This is a genomic window from Lentzea sp. NPDC005914, from assembly GCF_040629405.1.
Taxonomy (GTDB): domain Bacteria; phylum Actinomycetota; class Actinomycetes; order Mycobacteriales; family Pseudonocardiaceae; genus Lentzea.
Genome location: NZ_JBEXVQ010000012.1, coordinates 152298 through 170430, shown reverse-complemented (window position 1 = coordinate 170430; position 18133 = coordinate 152298). Strand labels below are relative to the sequence as shown.

Sequence of the window (18133 nt, the reverse complement as noted above, 5' to 3'; positions counted from 1 at the left end):
CCAATTCAGGCTCGGGGGCTAGTTCAGGTTCAGGGCCTTCGCGATCACAGGCGCCAAGCTGAGGGCGTACTCGTTGTTGAGGTGGTCGTGGTCGTAGTAGACGGCCACGTTCCCGATCACCGAGTAGCACTGCTTCGCGTCGCAGAAGTAGTCGCTCAGGTCGACCACCGACACACGCGGGTTCTTCGACGTCCGTGCGACCTCGACCAGCGGGTCGGCCGGCTGGGCCTGCGCGCGCGGGACGGCGCAGGCCTCGGGGTACGTCGGGTTCAGGGTCACGCAGTCGGTGGAGCGGACGTCGGCGTTGTAGGGCGGGTCGCCGAGCACCACGACGCGGGCACCGGCGTCGGTCCACTTCTGCCAGCGCGGTTCCAGGCCGGCGCGGTACACCTCGGTCTGGCTGCCGCCCTTGCCCTCGGCCTTCTCGCTGCGGGCGAAGAACGACGTCAGCACCATCGCCGGCTTGTCCGCGGCGACCACGTCGGTCATCCGCTTGGTCCAGTCGTAGCAGCGGTCGGCTTCCGGGCCGGAGACCGGGTTGTGGCGGAACTCGGAGGTCCGCACGTCGGCGAACGGGCAGCCGCCCAGGTAGGCGGTCGTGAGGTGCCACTTGCGCTGGCGGGCCATCTCGAACACCGAGGCCTGGTACTGCTGGGCGTGCGAGTCGCCGACCAGCCAGACCTTCTCGGCGGTGCTGGAGCCGCCGGAAAAGTCGCAGATGGTCGTCGTGTGCTTGTCCCCGGCCTTGTAGTCCTGGATCTCCCTGCACTCGGGCGGGGTGCGCCAGTACTCGTTGGACGGGCCCATCGCGGTCGTGCGAGCCGGGCCGAACGGAGCGGTGCAGCCGTTGGTGCCGATCATGGCGCCGGCGCCGTAGCACGGGCTGCTCATGCCGGCGGCCATGTCGCGTTCGGCCTGCGCGACGTGCCGGCCGTAGGTCCACTGGAGTCCCGTGGCGAGCACGGCGACGACGACGATGCCCGCGACCATGCCCGCGAACGTCAGCTTGCTGCTGTTCTTCAGCGGGCCCCACGACATGCCGCGGTCCTCGATGAACACCTTCGACAGCCAGGCCAGCACCAGCGACAGCGCGACCAGGCCGACAAGCCAAGGCCAGGTGAGCTTGCCCTTGTCCAGGAAGGGGTTCAGCGCGAACGGCGCGAGCAGCACGACCGGCCAGTGCCACAGGTACAGCGAGTAGCTGACGTTGCCCACGAACTGCACGGGCTTTGAGGCGGTCAGCACGGTGTGCCACTGACGGCCGGGACGCAGGCCCGAGATGATGACCAGACCGGTGCCGGCCGCGGGGATCAGGGCGAGGGAGCCGGGGAACGGCGTGTGGTGGTCGTAGACGTACGCCGTCACGATGATCATCGCCAGGCCGGCGAACGCCGCGAGCTCCGCGGCCACGCGGGGCAGGACCAGCTTCGAGGCGGCCAGCGCCACACCGGCGCCGATGGCGAACTCCCAGACCCGGACGGGCGTGATGAAGTACGCCTGGTTCGGCGAGACGGCCGTGTAGTAGACGCTCAGAGCCAGCGACAGCGCGCCGAGGGCCGCGACGCCGAGCATCACCCAGCGACGCCTGCCGAGCTTGAACAGGCCGACCAGCAGCAGCGGCCAGAACAGGTAGAACTGCTCCTCCACCGACAGCGACCAGTAGTGCTGGACCAGGCTCGCGGCCGCGTTCGCCTCCGAGTAGTTCACCGACTTGGCGGCGAGCAGCCAGTTCTCCCAGTAGGAGGCGGCGGCGAAGGACTCCCAGGCGTTCGCGGTCCAGCGCGGGTACGGCAGCAGGAAGTACGCCATGACGATGCTGAAGGCGAGCACGAGCAACGCCGCCGGCAGCAGCCGGCGGACGCGCCGCGCGTAGAAGTTGCCGAGCCGCAGCCTGCCGGTGCGGACGATCTCGCGGTCGAGGTGCGAGGTGATCAGGAACCCGGAGATGACGAAGAAGACGTCGACGCCGACGTACCCGCCGGTCAGTCTGCTCGGCCAGAAGTGGTTGACCACCACGGCCAGCACGGCGATCGCGCGCAGGGCCTGGATGTCGGTGCGGAAGCCGGGTGCTTTCGGCTTGCCGCTGTCATCGGGTCCTCGGCTGCCGTGCTCCGGACGTGACTCGACGTTGGTGCTCATACCGCGCTGAACTCTCCCCAGGTCAGACCTGCACGACGACGCCGGGGCGCGGCGTACGTCCTTCGAGGTCTCTCGATTGGGTTGGTGAGCGGGCATGCTAACAAATCGGCCCTGATGGAGGCCGCCTAGGCGATCCGGGTGAACGTGGCTGGCGCGCTGTAACGGTGATTCAGCGTTCAACGACCTAGGCGGTGGTTCACCCGGAAAGCTTCGGCATCGCAGGGATGCCGCGCGAGGGGTGGTGAGGCGGTTTCCGCCGATCGCCTCACCACTTCACCTTCGCCGGACCGGCCGCAACCTCTTGCGCAGCACCACGAACAGACCTGCCGCTGCCACCACCACGAGCCCCACGAGCCACATCGGCGCGGGTTCGGAGGGTTCCGCGGGAGTCACCGCGGCAGCGGGTGCGGGAGAGGCGGACACCGCGGGTGTGCCGATCGGCGGCGCGATCTCGTCCCACGGCGAGGGCTCGGTCGAGCCCGGCATCACCAGCTGCGGGTCCGGTGGCTTGACCAGGAACGTTCCCGGCACGGTCAGCGACCCGAGCGAATGGTCCTGGAACATCCCCTGCACGCCGAAGACCTCGTACGACCCCGCGGGCAGGGTGAACGTCACGGCGTAGTGCGCGGGCTGCCCGAGCGGCACCCCGACGAACTCCCGCGAGTCCGCGCCGGACTTGAAGCGAAGCCCCGTCTTGCCCAGATCGCCGCCGGTGAACGGATGGGTACCGTGCTGCAGCACCCAGTAGCCGACGGTGTGGGTCACGGACGGCTGGATCGACGGCACCGGGTCCAGGTACGTGACCGCCCAGCCGCCCGCATGTGCGGAAGGCGCGCTGATCAGCAGGAACGCGCATATCAAGGCGAGAATCCTCATGCGGGTCCTACACCGGGAACCGAAGCGGGGTTCCCGGTGTAGGAAGGGCATCACGGACGACGCGGTGGCACGGGCGATCGCAGGTGACCAGGCGGCCTACGGCGAGCTGGTCGCCCGGTACACCGCGCTCGCGCACCGGACGGCCTACCTGCTCGGGGCGGGTGCGGACGCCGGTGACGTGGTGCAGGAGGCGTTCGTGAAGGCGTACCGGAAGCTCGGCACCTTCCGGGCGGACGCCGACTTCAAGCCGTGGCTGCTGAAGATCGTCGCCAACGAGACCAAGAACCTCCACCGCGGCCGGCGGCGCCGCAACCTGATGGAGCTCAAGATGGCCACCATCACGGAGACCGTCGACCACGACGACCCCGGCACGCTGGTCGACGACTCCCGCGCCAAGCTCCTGCAAGCCGTCCAGAGCCTGCCCGACCACGACCGCCAGGTCGTCACCTGCCGCTACCTGCTGGACCTGAGCGAGGCCGAGACCGCGCAGACGTTGAACCTGGCCAAGGGAACCGTGAAGTCGCGGCTGTCCCGCGCGCTGGCGAAGCTGCGGCCGATGCTGGAGGAGGTGGCCCGTGAGCGATAGCGACATCGAGGCCGCCCTGCGCGACCTCGGCCGGAGGATTCACGTGCCGGAACCGCCGGACGTCACGGCGCAGGTCCTGACCAGGATCAACGCCCCGAGCCGCAGAAACCGCTGGCTCGCGGCGATCATCGGCGCGGTGACCGCGTTCGCGATCGCCTTCGCGGTGTCTCCCGCGGTGCGGGCGGGCGTGCAGCAGTTCCTGGAATTCGCCGGCGTCGAGTTCCGGACGGAGGCACCGCGGAGCGTCGCGCCGCCGTTGCCCAGCCAGGAGGTCTCGCTCGAGGAAGCGAAGAACCAGATGCCGTTCGAGATCCACCTGCCGCAGGAGCTCGGCCGGCCGGACCGGATCACCGTCCACGAAGGACGGTTCGTCACGCTGCACTACGGGCAGCTCAGGCTCGACGAGTTCGACGGCACGATCAGCTCGACCATCGGCAAGCTCGTCAACCAGGACGGCGTCGAGCAGATCGACGACAAGATCTGGATCCCGTATCCGCACGCGTTCTTCTACATCGACCGCAACGGCGCGTGGCACGACGAGGAACCGCGGGGCACGGGGCAAACCCTGATCTGGCAACGAGGTCAGGTCACCCTGCGACTCGAGGGCGACCTGACCAGGCAACGAGCGCTGGAGATCAGCGCCAGCTAGGCAGCCACAGCTCCTGCTGCCACATCTCCGGTGTGATCGGGTTGCCGTTGAGGATCGGCCACAGCCACACGAAGTTCGCGACCACGATGCCGACGTACAGCGCCACGACCAGCAGTCCCGTGCCGCGGCGTTCGGAGCCCGCCGACCTGCGCCCCAGGATCTCGCCCAGCGCCAGCACGATCATCAGCACCAGGAACGGCGCCATCGGCGTGACGTAGAAGAAGTACATCTGCCGGTCGAGGTTGAGGAACCACGGCAGCAGGCCGGCCATGTACGCGACGAGCACGCCGGCGTAGCGCCAGTCCATCCTGCCGACGCTGCGGAAGACGGCCCAGCCGATCACCGGGAACGCGAGCCACCACATCGCGGGCGTGCCGATCAGCATGATCGCGCCGAGACACGACGCCGCGCCGCAGCCCGTCACGCTGCTCTCGTAGTAGTAGAGCATCGGACGCAGGCCCATCGGCCACGTCCACGGCTTCGACTCCCACGGGTGCCGGTTGGTCGCCGAGGTGACCAGCTCGACGTGGAACTTGTAGACGTTCTTCGCGTTGAACCACAGCGACTGCAGGACGTCCGGGATGTACCAGACGTCCTGGACCTTGCCGCCGACCACGTGCCGGTCGATGCCGGTCTCGCTGGCCATCCACGGGAACCACGTGGCGACGTAGACGAGCACCGGGATCGCGACGAGGCCGCCCAGCGACGGCAGCAGGTCCTTCGCGATCGACCCGAGCCACGGCTCCTCGACACCGGCCGCCCGCCGCGCCAACGCGGTCCAGACGACCGTCAGCAGCCCGAACGCGCCGATGTACCAGATGCCCGACCACTTGACGCCACACGCCAGACCGAGCGACACGCCCGCGCCGAAGCGCCACCAGCGGAAGCCCAGCCACGGCCCGAACGCCGAGTTGTTGACGAACCCCTCGCGCACGGCCACGGCAAGTCGTTCACGGACCTGTTCGCGGTCGACGACCAGACAGCCGAACGCGGCGACGACGAACAGCGCCAGGAAGATGTCGAGCATACCCATCCGCGACTGGACGTGCGAGACGCCGTCCGCGATGAGCAGCACGCCGGCCAGCGCGCCCAGCAGGTCCGAGCGGGTCAGGCGGCGGGCGATCCGGACGATCAGCAGGATCGTGATCGCGCCCGCGAGCGCCGAGGCGAACCGCCAGCCGATGCCGTCGTAGCCGAAGAGCTCCTGGCCGAACGCCATCAGCTGCTTCGCGAGCGGCGGGTGGACGATCAGCTCGTAGCCGGGGTTGTCCTCGTAGCCGCCGTTGCGCAGCACCTGTGCCGTCTGCGGCACGTAGTGCTTCTCGTCGAAGATCGGCGTGCCCTTGTCGGTCGGATACCCGAGGTTCCAGAACCGGACGACGGCTCCGACCAGCGTCACGACGATCGTCATGAGCCACCCGCGCAGGCGGTTTCCGGACGGAGGCGGGTCGAGCGCCGCCGCACGATCCGTGCGCGGTTCCTCGACGACGACGGGCGCCTCTCCTGGCTGCACGAGGACTGTCACGCCGCCGATCGTAGGGTGAAGCACGTGAGTCCTGTATCCGGTTCAGGCCGTCTTGTCCTGGCAGCCACCCCTCTCGGGGACATCCGCGACGCCTCCGCACGTCTGGTCGAGGCGTTGCAGACAGCGGATGTGATCGCCGCCGAGGACACCCGCCGGTTGCACAGTCTCGCGGCCGCGCTGCAGGTCAAACCGTCCGGACGGGTGATCAGCTTCTACGACCAGGTCGAGACGGCGCGCCTGCCGGGGCTGCTCGAGTCGCTGCGGGGCGGCGAGACCGTGCTGCTCGTGACGGACGCCGGAATGCCGTCCGTGTCCGACCCCGGTTACCGGCTGGTCGCCGCGTGTGTCGAGCAGGACCTCACGGTCACGTGCCTGCCGGGACCCTCCGCCGTGACGACCGCGCTCGCCCTGTCGGGCCTGCCGAGCGACCGGTTCGCGTTCGACGGCTTCCCGCCGCGCAAGTCCGGTGAGCGCAAGCGCTGGTTCGCCCCGCTCGCCACGGAACAACGCACCGTCGTCTTCTTCGAGGCACCCCATCGGCTCGCTGCGACGCTCGCGGACGCCGTGGAGGTGCTCGGACCGGACCGCGCCGCCGCCGTGTGCCGCGAGCTGACGAAGAAGTACGAAGAGGTCGTGCGGGGAACTCTCGCTGAACTCGCCGAGTGGGCCGTGGAAGGCGCACGCGGCGAGATCACCGTGGTGCTCGGCCCCGCCCCCGTCGAGGACAAGCCCGACCTCGACACGCTGGTCGCCGAGGTCAGGCAGCGCGTCGCCGACGGGGAGCGGATGAAGTCGGCCGCCGCCGAGGTGGCGGAGGCGGCCGGGGTCAGCAAGAAGGCCCTCTACGACGCCGCGGTCAGATCAAGCTGACTCGCGGTTGAACGTGCGGACGCCGAAGAACACACCGGCCAGCACCAGCGCGGTCACCGCGACGAGTCCGAGCAGGATCGACCCGGTGTTGAAGATCGACCGCTCGGCGTCGACGACGTGCGCCAACGGATTGATCCGAGACAGCCAGTAGAGCCACTTCGGCCCGTTCGACATCGGCAGCAGCACGCCCGAGAGCAGCATCAACGGCACGATCGTCGACGACAGCACCGACGCGAACACGTACTCCAGCTTCACCTTCAACGCGATCGCGTACGACGCCGACCCGATGGCGATGCCCAGCAACGCCACCAGACCGAGCCCGAGCAGGATCTCGCCGGCCGACGCGCGGAACCCGAACAGCATCGCCGCCAGCACGATCAGCAGGCTCTGCACGACGAGCAGCACCACGTCCTTGCCGACCCTGCCGACGAGCAGCGCGACCCGGCTGATCGGCGTGACCCGCAGTCGTTCCATCACGCCCGTCCGCACCTCCGGCAGCAGCGAGAAGCCCGCGTAGGCCGTGCCGAACAATGCCATCTGCACCAGCAGACCCGGTACGAACCACTGCCAGCCGGTGTCGCCGAGCAGCGGTCCGAACAGGCCCAGGTAGAGCAGCGGCTGGGACAACCCGAAGATCACCGCGACGGGGTTGCGCACCACCGGCAGCATCACGCGGGCGAAGACGAGCCAGGTGTCACGCAACATTTGCTTCCTCCCTCAGTGAACGGCCGGTCATGGTGAGGAACACGTCGTCCAGCGTCGGCCGGTGGACCTGGACGGAGTGCAGCTCGACGCCGATGTTGTCGAGGTCCCGCAGCAGCCCTGGCAGCGCGCGGTCGCCGTCCGGGATGCGGAAGCTGACCTTCTCGCCGTCCACGACGGCGTTCTCGAACTTGCCGGCGACCAGCGAGGCCTGCGGGCTGCCGAGCACGACCAGGTCGCCGGACACGCGGTTCTTCAGCTCGTCCGGTGAGCCCTCGCCGACGATGAGGCCGTGGTCGATCACCAGCAGCCGGTCGCTGAGGAAGTCGGCCTCGTCCAGGTAGTGCGTGGTCAGGAAGACCGTGACGCCGTCCGCCTTGAGCTGCTTGATGTGGTCCCACAGGTTGCGGCGGCTCTGCGGGTCGAGCGCGGTCGACGGCTCGTCCAGGAACAGCAGCCGCGGGTCGTGCAGCATGCCCATCGCGATGTCGAGCCGGCGCTGCTGGCCGCCCGACAGCGTGATGACGCCGCGCTTCTCCAGACCGGTCAGCTCGAACCGTTCGAGCAGCTCACCGACCTTCTTGCGGGCGTCGTGCTTGCCGAGACCGTAGAAGCGGGCCTGGAACGCCAGTTCGTCGGCGACCCGCTGGTCCGCGCCCGCGCCGTTGCGCTGCCCGACGTACCCGATGTTGCGGCGCACTCCCGCCGGGTCGGTGAGCAGGTCGTGGCCGGCGATGATCGCCTCGCCCGCCGTCGGCTGCAGCAACGTCGTGAGCATGCGCAACGTCGTGGACTTGCCTGCGCCGTTCGGGCCGAGGAACCCGACCAGTTCCCCCTCGGCAACGTCGATGTCGACCCCGCGTACCGCTTCCACCGGGCCGAACTTCGTCGTGAACCGGCGCGCGAGGCCGCGTGCCTTGATCATGACTGAATCCCCTCTAGTCAACTTTGACTAGAGGCTAGCGGGAACTAATCAAGTTTGACTAGTCCTTAAGCGCGTACTCGCCGGCCTCTAGGCGTTCGATCAACTCCTGAGTCCAGCGCACCTGGCCTTCGAGGTGGACGAGCCAGAGTCGAAACAGCTCGCTGACGTGCTGGGGCTTGCCCATCTCCGGCATCGACGTGATGCCGTGCCGCGTCGGCGCGAGCTGGCCTTCGAGGCCTGCCAGGCGGTTCTTCAGCAGCACGATCGCCTGCTTGCGGGGGACGAGGTTGATCATCGCGACGCCCGCGGACACCTCGTCGTTGCCGGCGGAGGCGTCGGCCAGGGCGTGGTTCAGCAGGTCCTGCAGCTCGTGCTCACCGGTCGCGGTGATCTTGTAGGTGGTGCGGGCGGGCCCCTCGCCGGACTCGACCCCGACCGGCTCCAGCAGTCCGTCCTTGGCCAGCGACTTCAGCGCGTGGTAGATCGAGCCCGGCTGCACGTTCGCCCACTGGTCCGCCGCCCACGACTTCAGCTCGCGCCGCACCACGTAACCGTGTGCCTCGCCGACGAGCTTGACCACGCCGAGCACCAGCATCCTGGTCGCGGACAAACCGACCTCCCACTCGGTGAAAACACCCTGGCACCGCCTCCGTAGGCTATGTGCATGAGTGCCTCCGTACTGACCGCGGTGGCCTGGCCTTACGCCAATGGCCCCCGGCACATCGGTCATGTCTCCGGTTTCGGTGTCCCGTCCGACGTCTTCTCCCGCTACATGCGAATGTCCGGACACCGGGTGCTCATGGTCAGCGGCACGGACGAGCACGGCACACCGATCCAGGTGCAGGCCGAGAAGGAAGGGCTCACCGCGCGTGAGCTCGCCGACAAGTACAACCGTGTGATCGCGTCTGACCTCCAGGGCCTCGGCCTGTCCTACGACCTCTTCACCCGCACGACGACCGGCAACCACTACCAGGTCGTGCAGGACCTGTTCGCCGCGCTGTGGAAGAACGGCTACGTCATCCCGAAGACGGAGATGGGCGCCATCAGCCCGTCGACCGGCCGGACGCTGCCCGACCGCTACATCGAGGGCACGTGCCCGCACTGCGGCTACGACGGCGCGCGCGGTGACCAGTGCGACAACTGCGGCAACCAGCTCGACCCGTCGGAACTGATCAACCCGCGCTCGAAGATCAACGGCGAGACGCCGAAGTTCGTCGAGACCGAGCACCTGTTCCTGGACCTGCCGTCGTTCATCGAGTCGTTGAGCAAGTGGATGGGCACGCGGTCGGACTGGCGCCCGAACGTGCTCAAGTTCTCGCAGAACCTGATCAAGGACCTGCGGCCGCGCGCCATCACCCGCGACCTCGACTGGGGTGTGCCGATCCCGCTCGACGGGTGGAGCGACCAGCCGATGAAGCGGTTCTACGTGTGGTTCGACGCGGTCATCGGGTACCTCTCGGCGTCCGTCGAGTGGGCGCGGCGCGCCGGGAACCCCGATGCCTGGAAGGAGTTCTGGACGGGTGACGCCCAGGGCTACTACTTCATGGGCAAGGACAACATCGTCTTCCACTCGCTGATCTGGCCGTCGCTGCTGCTCGGGCAGAACGGCGCGGGCGACAAGGGCGGCGAGCCCGGCCGGTTCGGCACGCTGAACCTGCCGACCGAGGTCGTGTCGTCGGAGTACCTGACGATGAGCGGCTCGAAGTTCTCCACCTCGCGCGGCACCGTGATCTACGTCGGCGACTTCCTGAAGGAGTTCGGGCCGGACGCGCTGCGGTACTTCATCTCCGTCGCGGGTCCCGAGAATCAGGACACCGACTTCACCTGGGAGGAGTTCGTCCGCCGGACGAACTTCGAGCTGGCGAACGAGTGGGGCAACCTGGTCAACCGGTCGGTCTCGATGGCGCACAAGAACGTCGGCGCGATCCCGAAGGCCGTCTCGCTGACTCCTGCGGACCACGAGTTGCTCGCGCAGTCGCGTGCGGCGTTCGACACGGTCGGCGCGCACCTGCGCCGGTCGCGGTTCAAGCAGGCGTCCGGCGAGGCCATGCGGGTCATCTCGGCGGCGAACAAGTACCTGTCGGACCAGGAGCCGTGGAAGCTCAAGGACGACCCGGACCGCCGCGACTCGGTGCTGCACACGGCTCTTCAGGTCGTGCAGGACGCGAACACGTTGATGACGCCGTTCCTGCCGCACTCGGCGCAGAAGGTGCACGAGGCGCTGGGCGGCACGGGCGTGTGGGCCGCGCAGCCTTCGCTGACCGAGGTCGACGACCTCGACGTGCCCGACCGCTCGTACCCGGTGCTGACCGGTGACTACGCCGGTGAGCAGGCTCGCTGGGAGTCGACGCCGATCGAGGTGGGCCGTCCGCTGGCCAAGCCGTCGCCGTTGTTCTCGAAGCTGGACAAGGAACTCGGCGACACCGGGCCCGAGTGGGCTCCGATCGTCAAGTGACCGACAAGCGTGAACGACCGCCGGTGCCGGAAGCTCTTCCGGCACCGGTGATCGACGCCCACACGCATCTCGACGCGTGTGGTGCTGTCGATGCCGCCGGTGTGGGCCTTTTGCTGGACCGGGCCGAGACGGCCGGCGTCTCGCACGTGATCACCGTGGCGGACGACCTGGCGGCCGCTCAGTGGGCCGCCGAAGCGTCCACTTGGGACTCGCGGGTCTACGCGGCGGTGGCCGTGCACCCGACGCGCACCTCTTCGTTCGGTGACGTCGAGAAGGCCGAACTGGAGCGTCTCGCTGCTTTTGATCGTGTGGTGGCGATCGGCGAGACCGGTCTGGACTACTACTGGGACTACTCGCCGCCCGCCGCCCAGCACGAGGCTTTCCGTTGGCACATCGACCTTTCCAAGCGCGTCGGGAAGCCGTTGATGATCCACGACAGGGACGCGCACGAGGACATCCTGAAGGTGCTGGAGTCCGAGGGCGCACCGTCCACTGTGGTCTTCCACTGCTTCTCCGGTGACGCGGACTTCGCCCGGCGGTGCGTCGACGCGGGGTACGTGCTGTCGTTCGCGGGCCCGGTGACGTTCAAGAACGCGCGCGCTCTTCGCGAGGCGGCCGCGCTGGTGCCCCAAGATCAGCTGCTGGTGGAGACGGATGCCCCGTTCCTGACACCGCATCCGTTCAGGGGGCGGCCGAATGAACCATATTGTGTGAATTACACAGTTCGGGATTTGGCCACGCTCCGTGGCGAAGATCTTTCTGAACTCTGCTCCGTCGTCACCCGTAATGCTCAACGAGTGTTCGGACTTGGTTACTGAGATGCGAAGTAAGACGAACGGAGCAAAGGGTTCCTACCCCCATGGGGTGACTGAGGTCACAACATTGGCGGGGGTGTTTGCGCAACGTCCGCGACCCCGTTACTGTCCCGTGACCGTGCCACCCGGACCGACCCAGTCGGTTGGGAGCACGCCCGCAGTCGGGGCGGGACCCATGCCAGAAGCGCGAAGAAGCGAGACCACGTAGGAGGAGTTGCCGGGAACCTTCGAGCTCAACCCTCGAATGATCTTTGCAGCGCCAACTGTGCGGTGGCCTCGAGCTTCCGCAATGGAGGTATCGACCCAGTGTCTGGAAGCGACAGAACTGCCGCTCCGTACGACTTCAACGACGACACCGACTGGTTCACGCCTGTCGGGAAGACCGCGGTCGGCGTCGTTGACCCCCACCCGAGCTTTCCCGCCGGTGCGCTGACCATCTCGCCCGCGGACGTGCTCGAGGTGCTCGGCCCGGACGCCGACGAGCTCCTCGCCACGGCGAACGTCGACGTCGACGAGCTGATCCGTCTCATCAACGCCGAGACGACGATCATGCCGCCCCTCGTCCTCCCGTCGGAGGAAGAGGAGAAGCAGGACCCGCAGCTCCTCGTCAGCGCCGTCACGTCCTGGAAGCGCCGCTTCCTCAAGGGCGCGGTCGCCGCGGTCCTCGTCTCCATCTCCGGCGGCGGCGTGACCGCGATGGCGATGGACAAGTCGCTGACCGTCGACGTCGACGGTGCGACGCAGACCGTCCACTCGTACGAGGGCACGGTCGGCGAGGTCCTCGCCGAGGAAGGCATCGTCGTCGGCGAGCACGACGCCCTGTCGCCTTCGCTGAACGCCCCGGTCTCCGACGGCGGCAAGATCACCCTCGACCGCGGCCGCCTCGTCAAGATGAGTGTCGACGGCCAGGCCCACGAGGACTGGGTCCGCTCGGTCACCGTCGAGGAAGCCGCCCGCCAGATGGGCGTGCCGACCGAAGGCGCCTGGTTCTCCGCGCCGGGTAGCCAGGACGTGCCTCTCGGAGGCATGAACCTGGAGGTCAAGACCCGCAAGCTCGTCAAGCTCTTCGACGGCGCCAACCCGGTCCGCGAGATCCAGACCACCGCGGTCACCGTCGACGAGCTGCTGAAGAACGAGAACCTCTCCCTCGGCCCCGAAGACGCCGTCGCCTCCGGCACGGACGTCAAGATCGCGACCGGCGCCGAGGTCTACATCTCCCGCACCGGCGTCACGGTCATCAACGTGAACGAGCCGGTCGCCCCGCCGGTCGAGAAGACCAACGACCCGAACATGAACGCGGGCGAGCAGAAAGTCACCGACCCGGGCGAGGCCGGCGAGCAGGTCTCGACCTACCGCGTGACCGTGAAGAACGGCAAGGAGATCAGCCGCGAGAAGATCGGCGGCAAGGTCACCAAGGAGCCGAAGCCCAAGAAGGTCACCGTGGGCACCAAGCCCCTCCCCGACGGCGCCGTCTGGGACCGCCTCGCCGGCTGCGAGGCAGGCGGCCGCTGGGACATCAACACGGGCAACGGCTACTACGGCGGCCTCCAGTTCAACGCAGGCACCTGGGCCGCGAACGGCGGCACCGCCTACGCCGCCCTCCCGCACCAGGCCACCCGCGAACAGCAGATCGCCATCGCCACGAAGCTCCGCGACCGCGCAGGCGGCACCTACGGCGCCTGGCCGGGCTGCCGAGCAAAGCTGGGCCTGCCGTAAAACGGCACCCACTTCGGCTGTTTCTTGACCGAGGCCGCTCCCGATTCGCTGGGGGCGGCCTTCGTCGTGTCCGGGGCCGGGCCAGGCGGGCAAGCACCCGGCCCAGGCTGCGTGGGCGGGCTCGCTGGCGGGTGGGTGGCGCCAGCCGAGATCACGCACCCGCCCAGGGGTCGAGGGCGGCTTCGCTGGCGGGATCACGCACCTGCCATAGGCGCGGTAGACAGGCCCGCTGGCAGGTGGATGGCGTCAGCCGGGACCACCCACCCGCCAGACAGCCATGGCACGGGTGCGATGGCGAGGGCTGACCACGAGCCCGCCCGGAGAATGGGCTTTTGATCGCCAGCGATGCCGAAGGCGAGCAGCCCTGCCGCCAATGGCGATGCGAAGCGAGCCGTCCGAACCTCTGCCCTCTGAGCTGCGGTGATGACGTGCGCAGCCCGGCGATTGGGGCTTGACTTCGAGTGCGAGATGCTACCGTTGAGGGAACGGCCGGGCTCCTTATGCCCGGCCTTTTAAGGCCGATGAAGCATCTCGCTAGAGGCTCGAAGTCAAGCCCCAATCGCAATCGTCGCGAAGCGGCGATGACTTGACCCGGCCCGGTATTGCCCTCGCAAGCACGCTGGAACGCGACCGGCCCGCACTGCTGGCGACCCTCCGCTGGAACGTGACCAGCCCTCGCAAGGTGACCACCCGCTCCCGGCACCCGCTCCCGGCACCCGCTCCCGGCACCCGCTCCCGGCACCCGCTCCCGGCACCCGCTCCCGGCACCCGCTCCCGGCACCCGCCCGTCCGCTGCCGCCCACCCGGCTGTCGCTCGCCCCTGCCACCCGCTCTCAGGCACCCGCCCCAGCCCACTCGCCCTATGGCTCCTGCCCCCGGCTCCCGCCCGCCCCCGGTACCCGCTGCCGCCCGCTCGCTGCCCGCCCGCTCGCTCGCTGCAGCCCGTCCGCTCGCTGCCCGTCCGCTCGCTGCCCGTCCGCTCGCTGCCCGTCCGCCCGCTTGTCGCCGGCCCGTCCGCCGCTACCCGCCCCCTGCCATTCGGCCTCCAGCACCCACCCCCTCGGCACTCCCTCCAGCCCCCACCCCGACACCCGCCCTCCATCCCCCCAACCCACCTGCGAGAATGCTCAAGTGAGCCTGCTGGGACCCGCCGAAGTGAGACGTCTGGCCGAAGAGCTGGGCATCCGACCCACCAAGAAGCTGGGCCAGAACTTCGTGCACGACCCCAACACGGTCCGCAAGATCGTCGCCGCAGCCGGCCTCACGCAAGACGACATCGTCCTGGAGGTCGGCCCGGGCCTGGGTTCCCTGACCCTCGCCCTGCTCCCCAGCGCCAAGCAGGTCGTGGCGGTGGAGATCGACCCCCCGCTCGCACACCGCCTCCCGCAGACCGCGAGCGAGATGGACCCCGAGAACGCGGCCAAGCTGCACGTCGTCCTCAAGGACGCCATGAAGGTCACTCGAGACGACCTCGTGGTCCAGCCCACCGCGATCGTGGCCAACCTGCCCTACAACGTCGCCGTGCCGGTGGTCCTGCACCTCCTGCACGAGCTCCCGAGCCTCCAAAAGGGCCTGGTGATGGTGCAGGCCGAGGTCGCCGACCGGATGGCCGCCGACCCCGGCAGCAAGATCTACGGCGTCCCCAGCGTGAAGATCGCCTGGTACGGGAAGGCGAAGAAGGCCGGGCCGGTCGGCAGGAACGTCTTCTGGCCCGCGCCCAACGTGGACTCGGGCCTGGTTTCCTTTCGCCGTCACGAAAGTCCGCTGTCCACAGTGGACCGCAAGAGGCTCTTCGGGATCGTCGACGCGGCCTTCGCGCAACGCCGCAAGACGCTCCGCGCGGCCCTCAAGGGGTGGGCGGGCGCGCACGACGTCAACATCGACGAGCTGCTCGAAGAGGCCGGCGTCGACCCTCAGGCCAGGGGTGAGCAGCTCAGCGTGATCGACTTCATCCGGATCGCGGAGGTCTAGGCCGGAGATCCATCGGCCAACAGTGTGATCTGTCGAACGAATCGGATTCTGGCTTGCGCAACCGAACGTGCGTCCGGTTGACTGCTACTTGCCATCCGGAGCGACTGAGAGACCTGGCTCTACGACGTCGCAGCAACCACCCGCTGGATGCGGGCAGGTGCTAACGCCAGGACCGATGGAGGATCACATGGGTACCACGCGAATGCTGACGCGCCGGCGAGTCGTCGACCAGTGCCGCCGCACGTCCTCTGCATGTCGTCGCCACCTCGTCTAAGGCGCCTTCTCAAAGTCCTTTGACGCGCACTCAGCCTAAGAGTGGCGCACACCTGAGCAGCAGAACTCCGACCGCGCACCGCCCACGAGGCGTGTGTGCCGTCGCGCGCAGCCGTGGAGCAGACGTGATCACAGTCGAAAACCTCACCAAGTCCTTCCAGGGTGTCAACGCCCTCAACGGCGTGACCCTCGACGTCGGGGCGGGCACCGTGCTCGGCGTGGTCGGCCCGAGCGGGGCCGGCAAGTCGACGCTCGCGCGCTGCGTTGCGCTGCTCGAGCGTCCCGACTCCGGCGCCATTCGCGTCGACGGCACGGACATCACCGCGCTGGACGGGTCGGCCCTGAGGGCCGCCCGCAGGCAGATCGGCGTTGTGCCGCAAGGGGATTCCCTCCTCAGGCAGCGCACCGCCGCCGGCAACATCGCCCTGCCGCTCGAGAGTGCGGGCATCCCCGGACCGCAGCGCCGCAGCCGTGTTGGCGAGCTGCTGGACCTCGTCGGCCTGACCGACAAGGCCGCCTCCTACCCCGACCAGCTGTCCGGCGGGCAGCGTCAGCGCATCGCGGTGGCGCGCGCACTCGCCGCGAACCCGTCAGTTCTGCTCGCCGACGAGCCCACGTCAGCGCTCGACCCGGAGACCACCGGATCCGTGCTGACCGTGCTCGACCGTGCGCGCGCTGAGCTGGGTGTGACCGTGCTCATCGTCACGCACGACATGGGCGTGGTCCGGAAGATCTGCGATGACGTCGCCGTGCTGGAGCAGGGTCGCGTCGTCGAGCATGGCAAGGTCCTCGACCTGGTCGGCGACGCCGGCAGCCGTACGAGCAGTGCGCTGCTGCCCGCCGTCGACCTGAACCCGATCAACGAGAGCGCCTACGACCGCGTCGCGGACGTCGTGCTCGTCGGGTTCGCCGCGGTCGGTGCCCTGCTGCCCGAGGTGTCGCACCGGTTCGGCGTCGAGCTGAACATCGTCGGCGGTGGCCTCACGCGTCTGGGCGAGACTCCGGTCGCGCGGTTCCGCCTCGGCCTGAACGGCGAGCGGTCCGACTCCGCGCTGGAGTGGATCAGCGAGGCCGGCGGTGCGGTGCAGAGGTCCCTGAAGGGGCCGCAGGGAGTAGCTGCGTGAGGTCTGCAACACCCTGGCCCGACGTGCTGAGCTACCTCGTCGAGGCCACCGGGGAGACGCTGTACATGGTCGGCGTCTCCACCGTGATCGCCACAGCTTTCGGAATTCCCGTCGGAGTTTGGCTGCAGCTCACCGCCAAGGGCGGGCTGCGGCCGAACCAGGCGCTGCACCGCGTTCTCGGCTTCATCACCGACCTGGGCCGCTCGATGCCGTTCATCGTGCTGCTCGTCGCGCTCACGTCGGTCACCCACCTCATCGTCGGCGGATCCATCGGTAGTACGGCGGTCATCGTGCCGTTGGCCGTGGGTGCGATCCCGTTCGTCGGACGGCTCGTGCAGAACATCCTGTCCGAGGTGCACGTGACCGTGGTCGAGGCCGCGGTGACGACCGGTGCCTCGACCATCAGGATCGTGCGCAGCGTGCTGATCCGCGAGTCGCTGCCCGCGCTGATCAACGCCATCGGCGTCACCGTGATCGCCCTGATCGGCTACTCCGCCATGGCGGGCGTGATCGGCGGCGGTGGCCTCGGCGACCTGGCGATCCGCGAGGGCTACCAGCGCTTCAACGACCGGATCCTGTGGAGCACCGTGGCGTGGCTCGCCGTGCTCACGACACTGATCCAGCTCGGCTTCACCCGTGCCGCCCGCGCGTCCGACCGGCGCAGGCACGCCTCCGTCTGAACCACTCGTAATTTCTCAAAAGGAACGTAATGCGTATTCGTGCTGCCCTGATCGCGGCTGCCCTGACTGTTTTGTCCGCTTGCTCGTCCGGTGGCGCGTCCTCTTCGGACACGTTGAAGGTCGGCGTCTCGCCCGTCCCGCACGCGCAGATCCTCAAGTACGTGGCGGAGAACCTCGCCGCGCAGAAGGGCCTGAAGGTCGAGGTCGTCGAGTTCACCGACTACGTGCAGCCCAACACCGCGCTGGTCGACGGCTCGCTCGACGCCAACTACTTCCAGACCGTCCCGTACCTGGCGACCTTCACGAAGGAGAGCGGCGCCAAGGTCGAGTGGATCGCCCCTGTTCACGTCGAGCCGCTGGGCCTCTACTCCAAGAAGGCCAAGAAGGTCGGCGAGCTGCCGCAGAACGCCAAGATCGCCGTCGCGAACGACGCCACGAACGAGGCGCGCGGCCTGAAGCTGCTCGAGGCCAACGGCCTGATCAAGCTCAAGGCCGTGGACCAGCCGACCGTGCGCGACATCGCGGAGAACCCCAAGAACCTGCAGTTCGTGCCGCTGGAAGCCGCTCAGCTGCCCCGTTCACTGGAGGACACCGACGCGTCGGTGATCAACGGCAACTACGCCATCGACGCGGGCCTCAAGCCGGCCACGGACGCGCTCGCGCTGGAGAAGGCCGAGGGCAACCCGAACGCGAACGGCCTGGTGACGAGGACCGAGCTCAAGGACGACAAGCGGATCCGCGACCTGGCGGAGCTGCTCGGGTCGCAGCAGGTCAAGGACTACATCAAGCAGACCTACAACGGCTCCGTGATCCCGGTTTGAGATCTG

The 18133-nt window shown here is 68.4% G+C and carries 16 protein-coding genes and 1 riboswitch; of the genes, 10 read left to right on the top strand and 6 right to left on the bottom strand.

The window, feature by feature from the left end; genetic code table 11:
• Positions 1 to 18: 18 nt before the first annotated feature.
• Both ABZ345_RS19340 and ABZ345_RS19335 read right to left on the bottom strand, forming a co-directional pair.
• The gene (locus ABZ345_RS19340) at positions 19 to 2139 is read right to left on the bottom strand and encodes an acyltransferase family protein (protein ID WP_359850089.1); all 2121 of its coding nucleotides are present in this window, start codon (positions 2137 to 2139) and stop codon (positions 19 to 21) included.
• Positions 2140 to 2412: 273 nt separating this feature from the next.
• Positions 2413 to 3015: a hypothetical protein gene (locus ABZ345_RS19335; protein WP_359850086.1), complete on the bottom strand. Its 603-nt coding sequence runs from the start codon at positions 3013 to 3015 to the stop codon at positions 2413 to 2415.
• 64 nt (positions 3016 to 3079) lie between these two features.
• Here ABZ345_RS19335 and ABZ345_RS19330 point away from each other — a divergent pair, with 64 nt between their 5' ends.
• Entirely contained in the window at positions 3080 to 3601 is a 522-nt protein-coding gene (locus ABZ345_RS19330; RefSeq protein ID WP_359850084.1) for an RNA polymerase sigma factor, read from the top strand.
• Positions 3591 to 4250 carry a hypothetical protein gene (locus ABZ345_RS19325; protein ID WP_359850081.1) on the top strand — a complete coding sequence of 220 codons (660 nt, stop codon included), beginning with the start codon at positions 3591 to 3593 and terminating at the stop codon, positions 4248 to 4250. Before ABZ345_RS19330 ends, ABZ345_RS19325 begins: the two co-directional genes overlap by 11 nt.
• Here the strand turns inward: ABZ345_RS19325 and ABZ345_RS19320 are convergent.
• A complete protein-coding gene (locus ABZ345_RS19320; protein WP_359850078.1) occupies positions 4237 to 5775 on the bottom strand; it encodes a phospholipid carrier-dependent glycosyltransferase in 1539 nt (512 codons plus the stop codon). The genes ABZ345_RS19325 and ABZ345_RS19320 overlap by 14 nt on opposite strands.
• A 24-nt stretch (positions 5776 to 5799) precedes the next feature.
• Between ABZ345_RS19320 and rsmI the strand changes: the two genes are divergently transcribed.
• Positions 5800 to 6645 carry a 16S rRNA (cytidine(1402)-2'-O)-methyltransferase gene (gene rsmI, locus ABZ345_RS19315; protein WP_359850075.1) on the top strand — a complete coding sequence of 282 codons (846 nt, stop codon included), beginning with the start codon at positions 5800 to 5802 and terminating at the stop codon, positions 6643 to 6645.
• Here rsmI and ABZ345_RS19310 read toward each other — a convergent pair.
• From ABZ345_RS19310 to ABZ345_RS19300, 3 genes are read right to left on the bottom strand one after another with little or no spacing between them, the layout of a single operon-like run.
• A complete protein-coding gene (locus ABZ345_RS19310; RefSeq protein ID WP_359850072.1) occupies positions 6637 to 7350 on the bottom strand; it encodes an ABC transporter permease in 714 nt (237 codons plus the stop codon). The genes rsmI and ABZ345_RS19310 overlap by 9 nt on opposite strands.
• Positions 7340 to 8272: an ATP-binding cassette domain-containing protein gene (locus ABZ345_RS19305; RefSeq protein ID WP_359850069.1), complete on the bottom strand. Its 933-nt coding sequence runs from the start codon at positions 8270 to 8272 to the stop codon at positions 7340 to 7342. Before ABZ345_RS19305 ends, ABZ345_RS19310 begins: the two co-directional genes overlap by 11 nt.
• Before the next feature lie 58 nt (positions 8273 to 8330).
• On the bottom strand, positions 8331 to 8882 hold the full coding sequence (locus tag ABZ345_RS19300) for a PadR family transcriptional regulator (RefSeq protein WP_359850067.1): 552 nt from the start codon (positions 8880 to 8882) through the stop codon (positions 8331 to 8333).
• Between the two features lie 54 nt (positions 8883 to 8936).
• On the opposite strand from ABZ345_RS19300, the gene metG reads away from it, so the two are divergent.
• The 7 genes from metG (at position 8937) to ABZ345_RS19265 (ending at position 18127) form a co-directional block, all read left to right on the top strand.
• On the top strand, positions 8937 to 10727 hold the full coding sequence (gene metG / locus ABZ345_RS19295; protein ID WP_359850064.1) for a methionine--tRNA ligase: 1791 nt from the start codon (positions 8937 to 8939) through the stop codon (positions 10725 to 10727).
• Positions 10724 to 11545, top strand: a complete 822-nt coding sequence (locus ABZ345_RS19290) for a TatD family hydrolase (RefSeq protein WP_359850061.1) — start codon at positions 10724 to 10726, stop codon at positions 11543 to 11545. Before metG ends, ABZ345_RS19290 begins: the two co-directional genes overlap by 4 nt.
• 303 nt (positions 11546 to 11848) lie before the next feature.
• Complete coding sequence (locus ABZ345_RS19285; RefSeq protein ID WP_359850058.1) at positions 11849 to 13258, top strand: transglycosylase family protein; 1410 nt, start codon at positions 11849 to 11851, stop codon at positions 13256 to 13258.
• Between the two features lie 1137 nt (positions 13259 to 14395).
• Positions 14396 to 15229 carry a 16S rRNA (adenine(1518)-N(6)/adenine(1519)-N(6))-dimethyltransferase RsmA gene (rsmA, locus tag ABZ345_RS19280; RefSeq protein WP_359850305.1) on the top strand — a complete coding sequence of 278 codons (834 nt, stop codon included), beginning with the start codon at positions 14396 to 14398 and terminating at the stop codon, positions 15227 to 15229.
• Between the two features lie 88 nt (positions 15230 to 15317).
• A riboswitch (SAM riboswitch) is annotated at positions 15318 to 15411 on the top strand.
• Positions 15412 to 15627: 216 nt separating this feature from the next.
• Complete coding sequence (locus ABZ345_RS19275) at positions 15628 to 16626, top strand: methionine ABC transporter ATP-binding protein (RefSeq protein ID WP_359850055.1); 999 nt, start codon at positions 15628 to 15630, stop codon at positions 16624 to 16626.
• Positions 16623 to 17306 carry a methionine ABC transporter permease gene (locus ABZ345_RS19270; RefSeq protein ID WP_359850052.1) on the top strand — a complete coding sequence of 228 codons (684 nt, stop codon included), beginning with the start codon at positions 16623 to 16625 and terminating at the stop codon, positions 17304 to 17306. Before ABZ345_RS19275 ends, ABZ345_RS19270 begins: the two co-directional genes overlap by 4 nt.
• Before the next feature lie 29 nt (positions 17307 to 17335).
• A complete protein-coding gene (locus tag ABZ345_RS19265; RefSeq protein ID WP_359850049.1) occupies positions 17336 to 18127 on the top strand; it encodes a MetQ/NlpA family ABC transporter substrate-binding protein in 792 nt (263 codons plus the stop codon).
• Positions 18128 to 18133 lie beyond the last annotated feature (6 nt).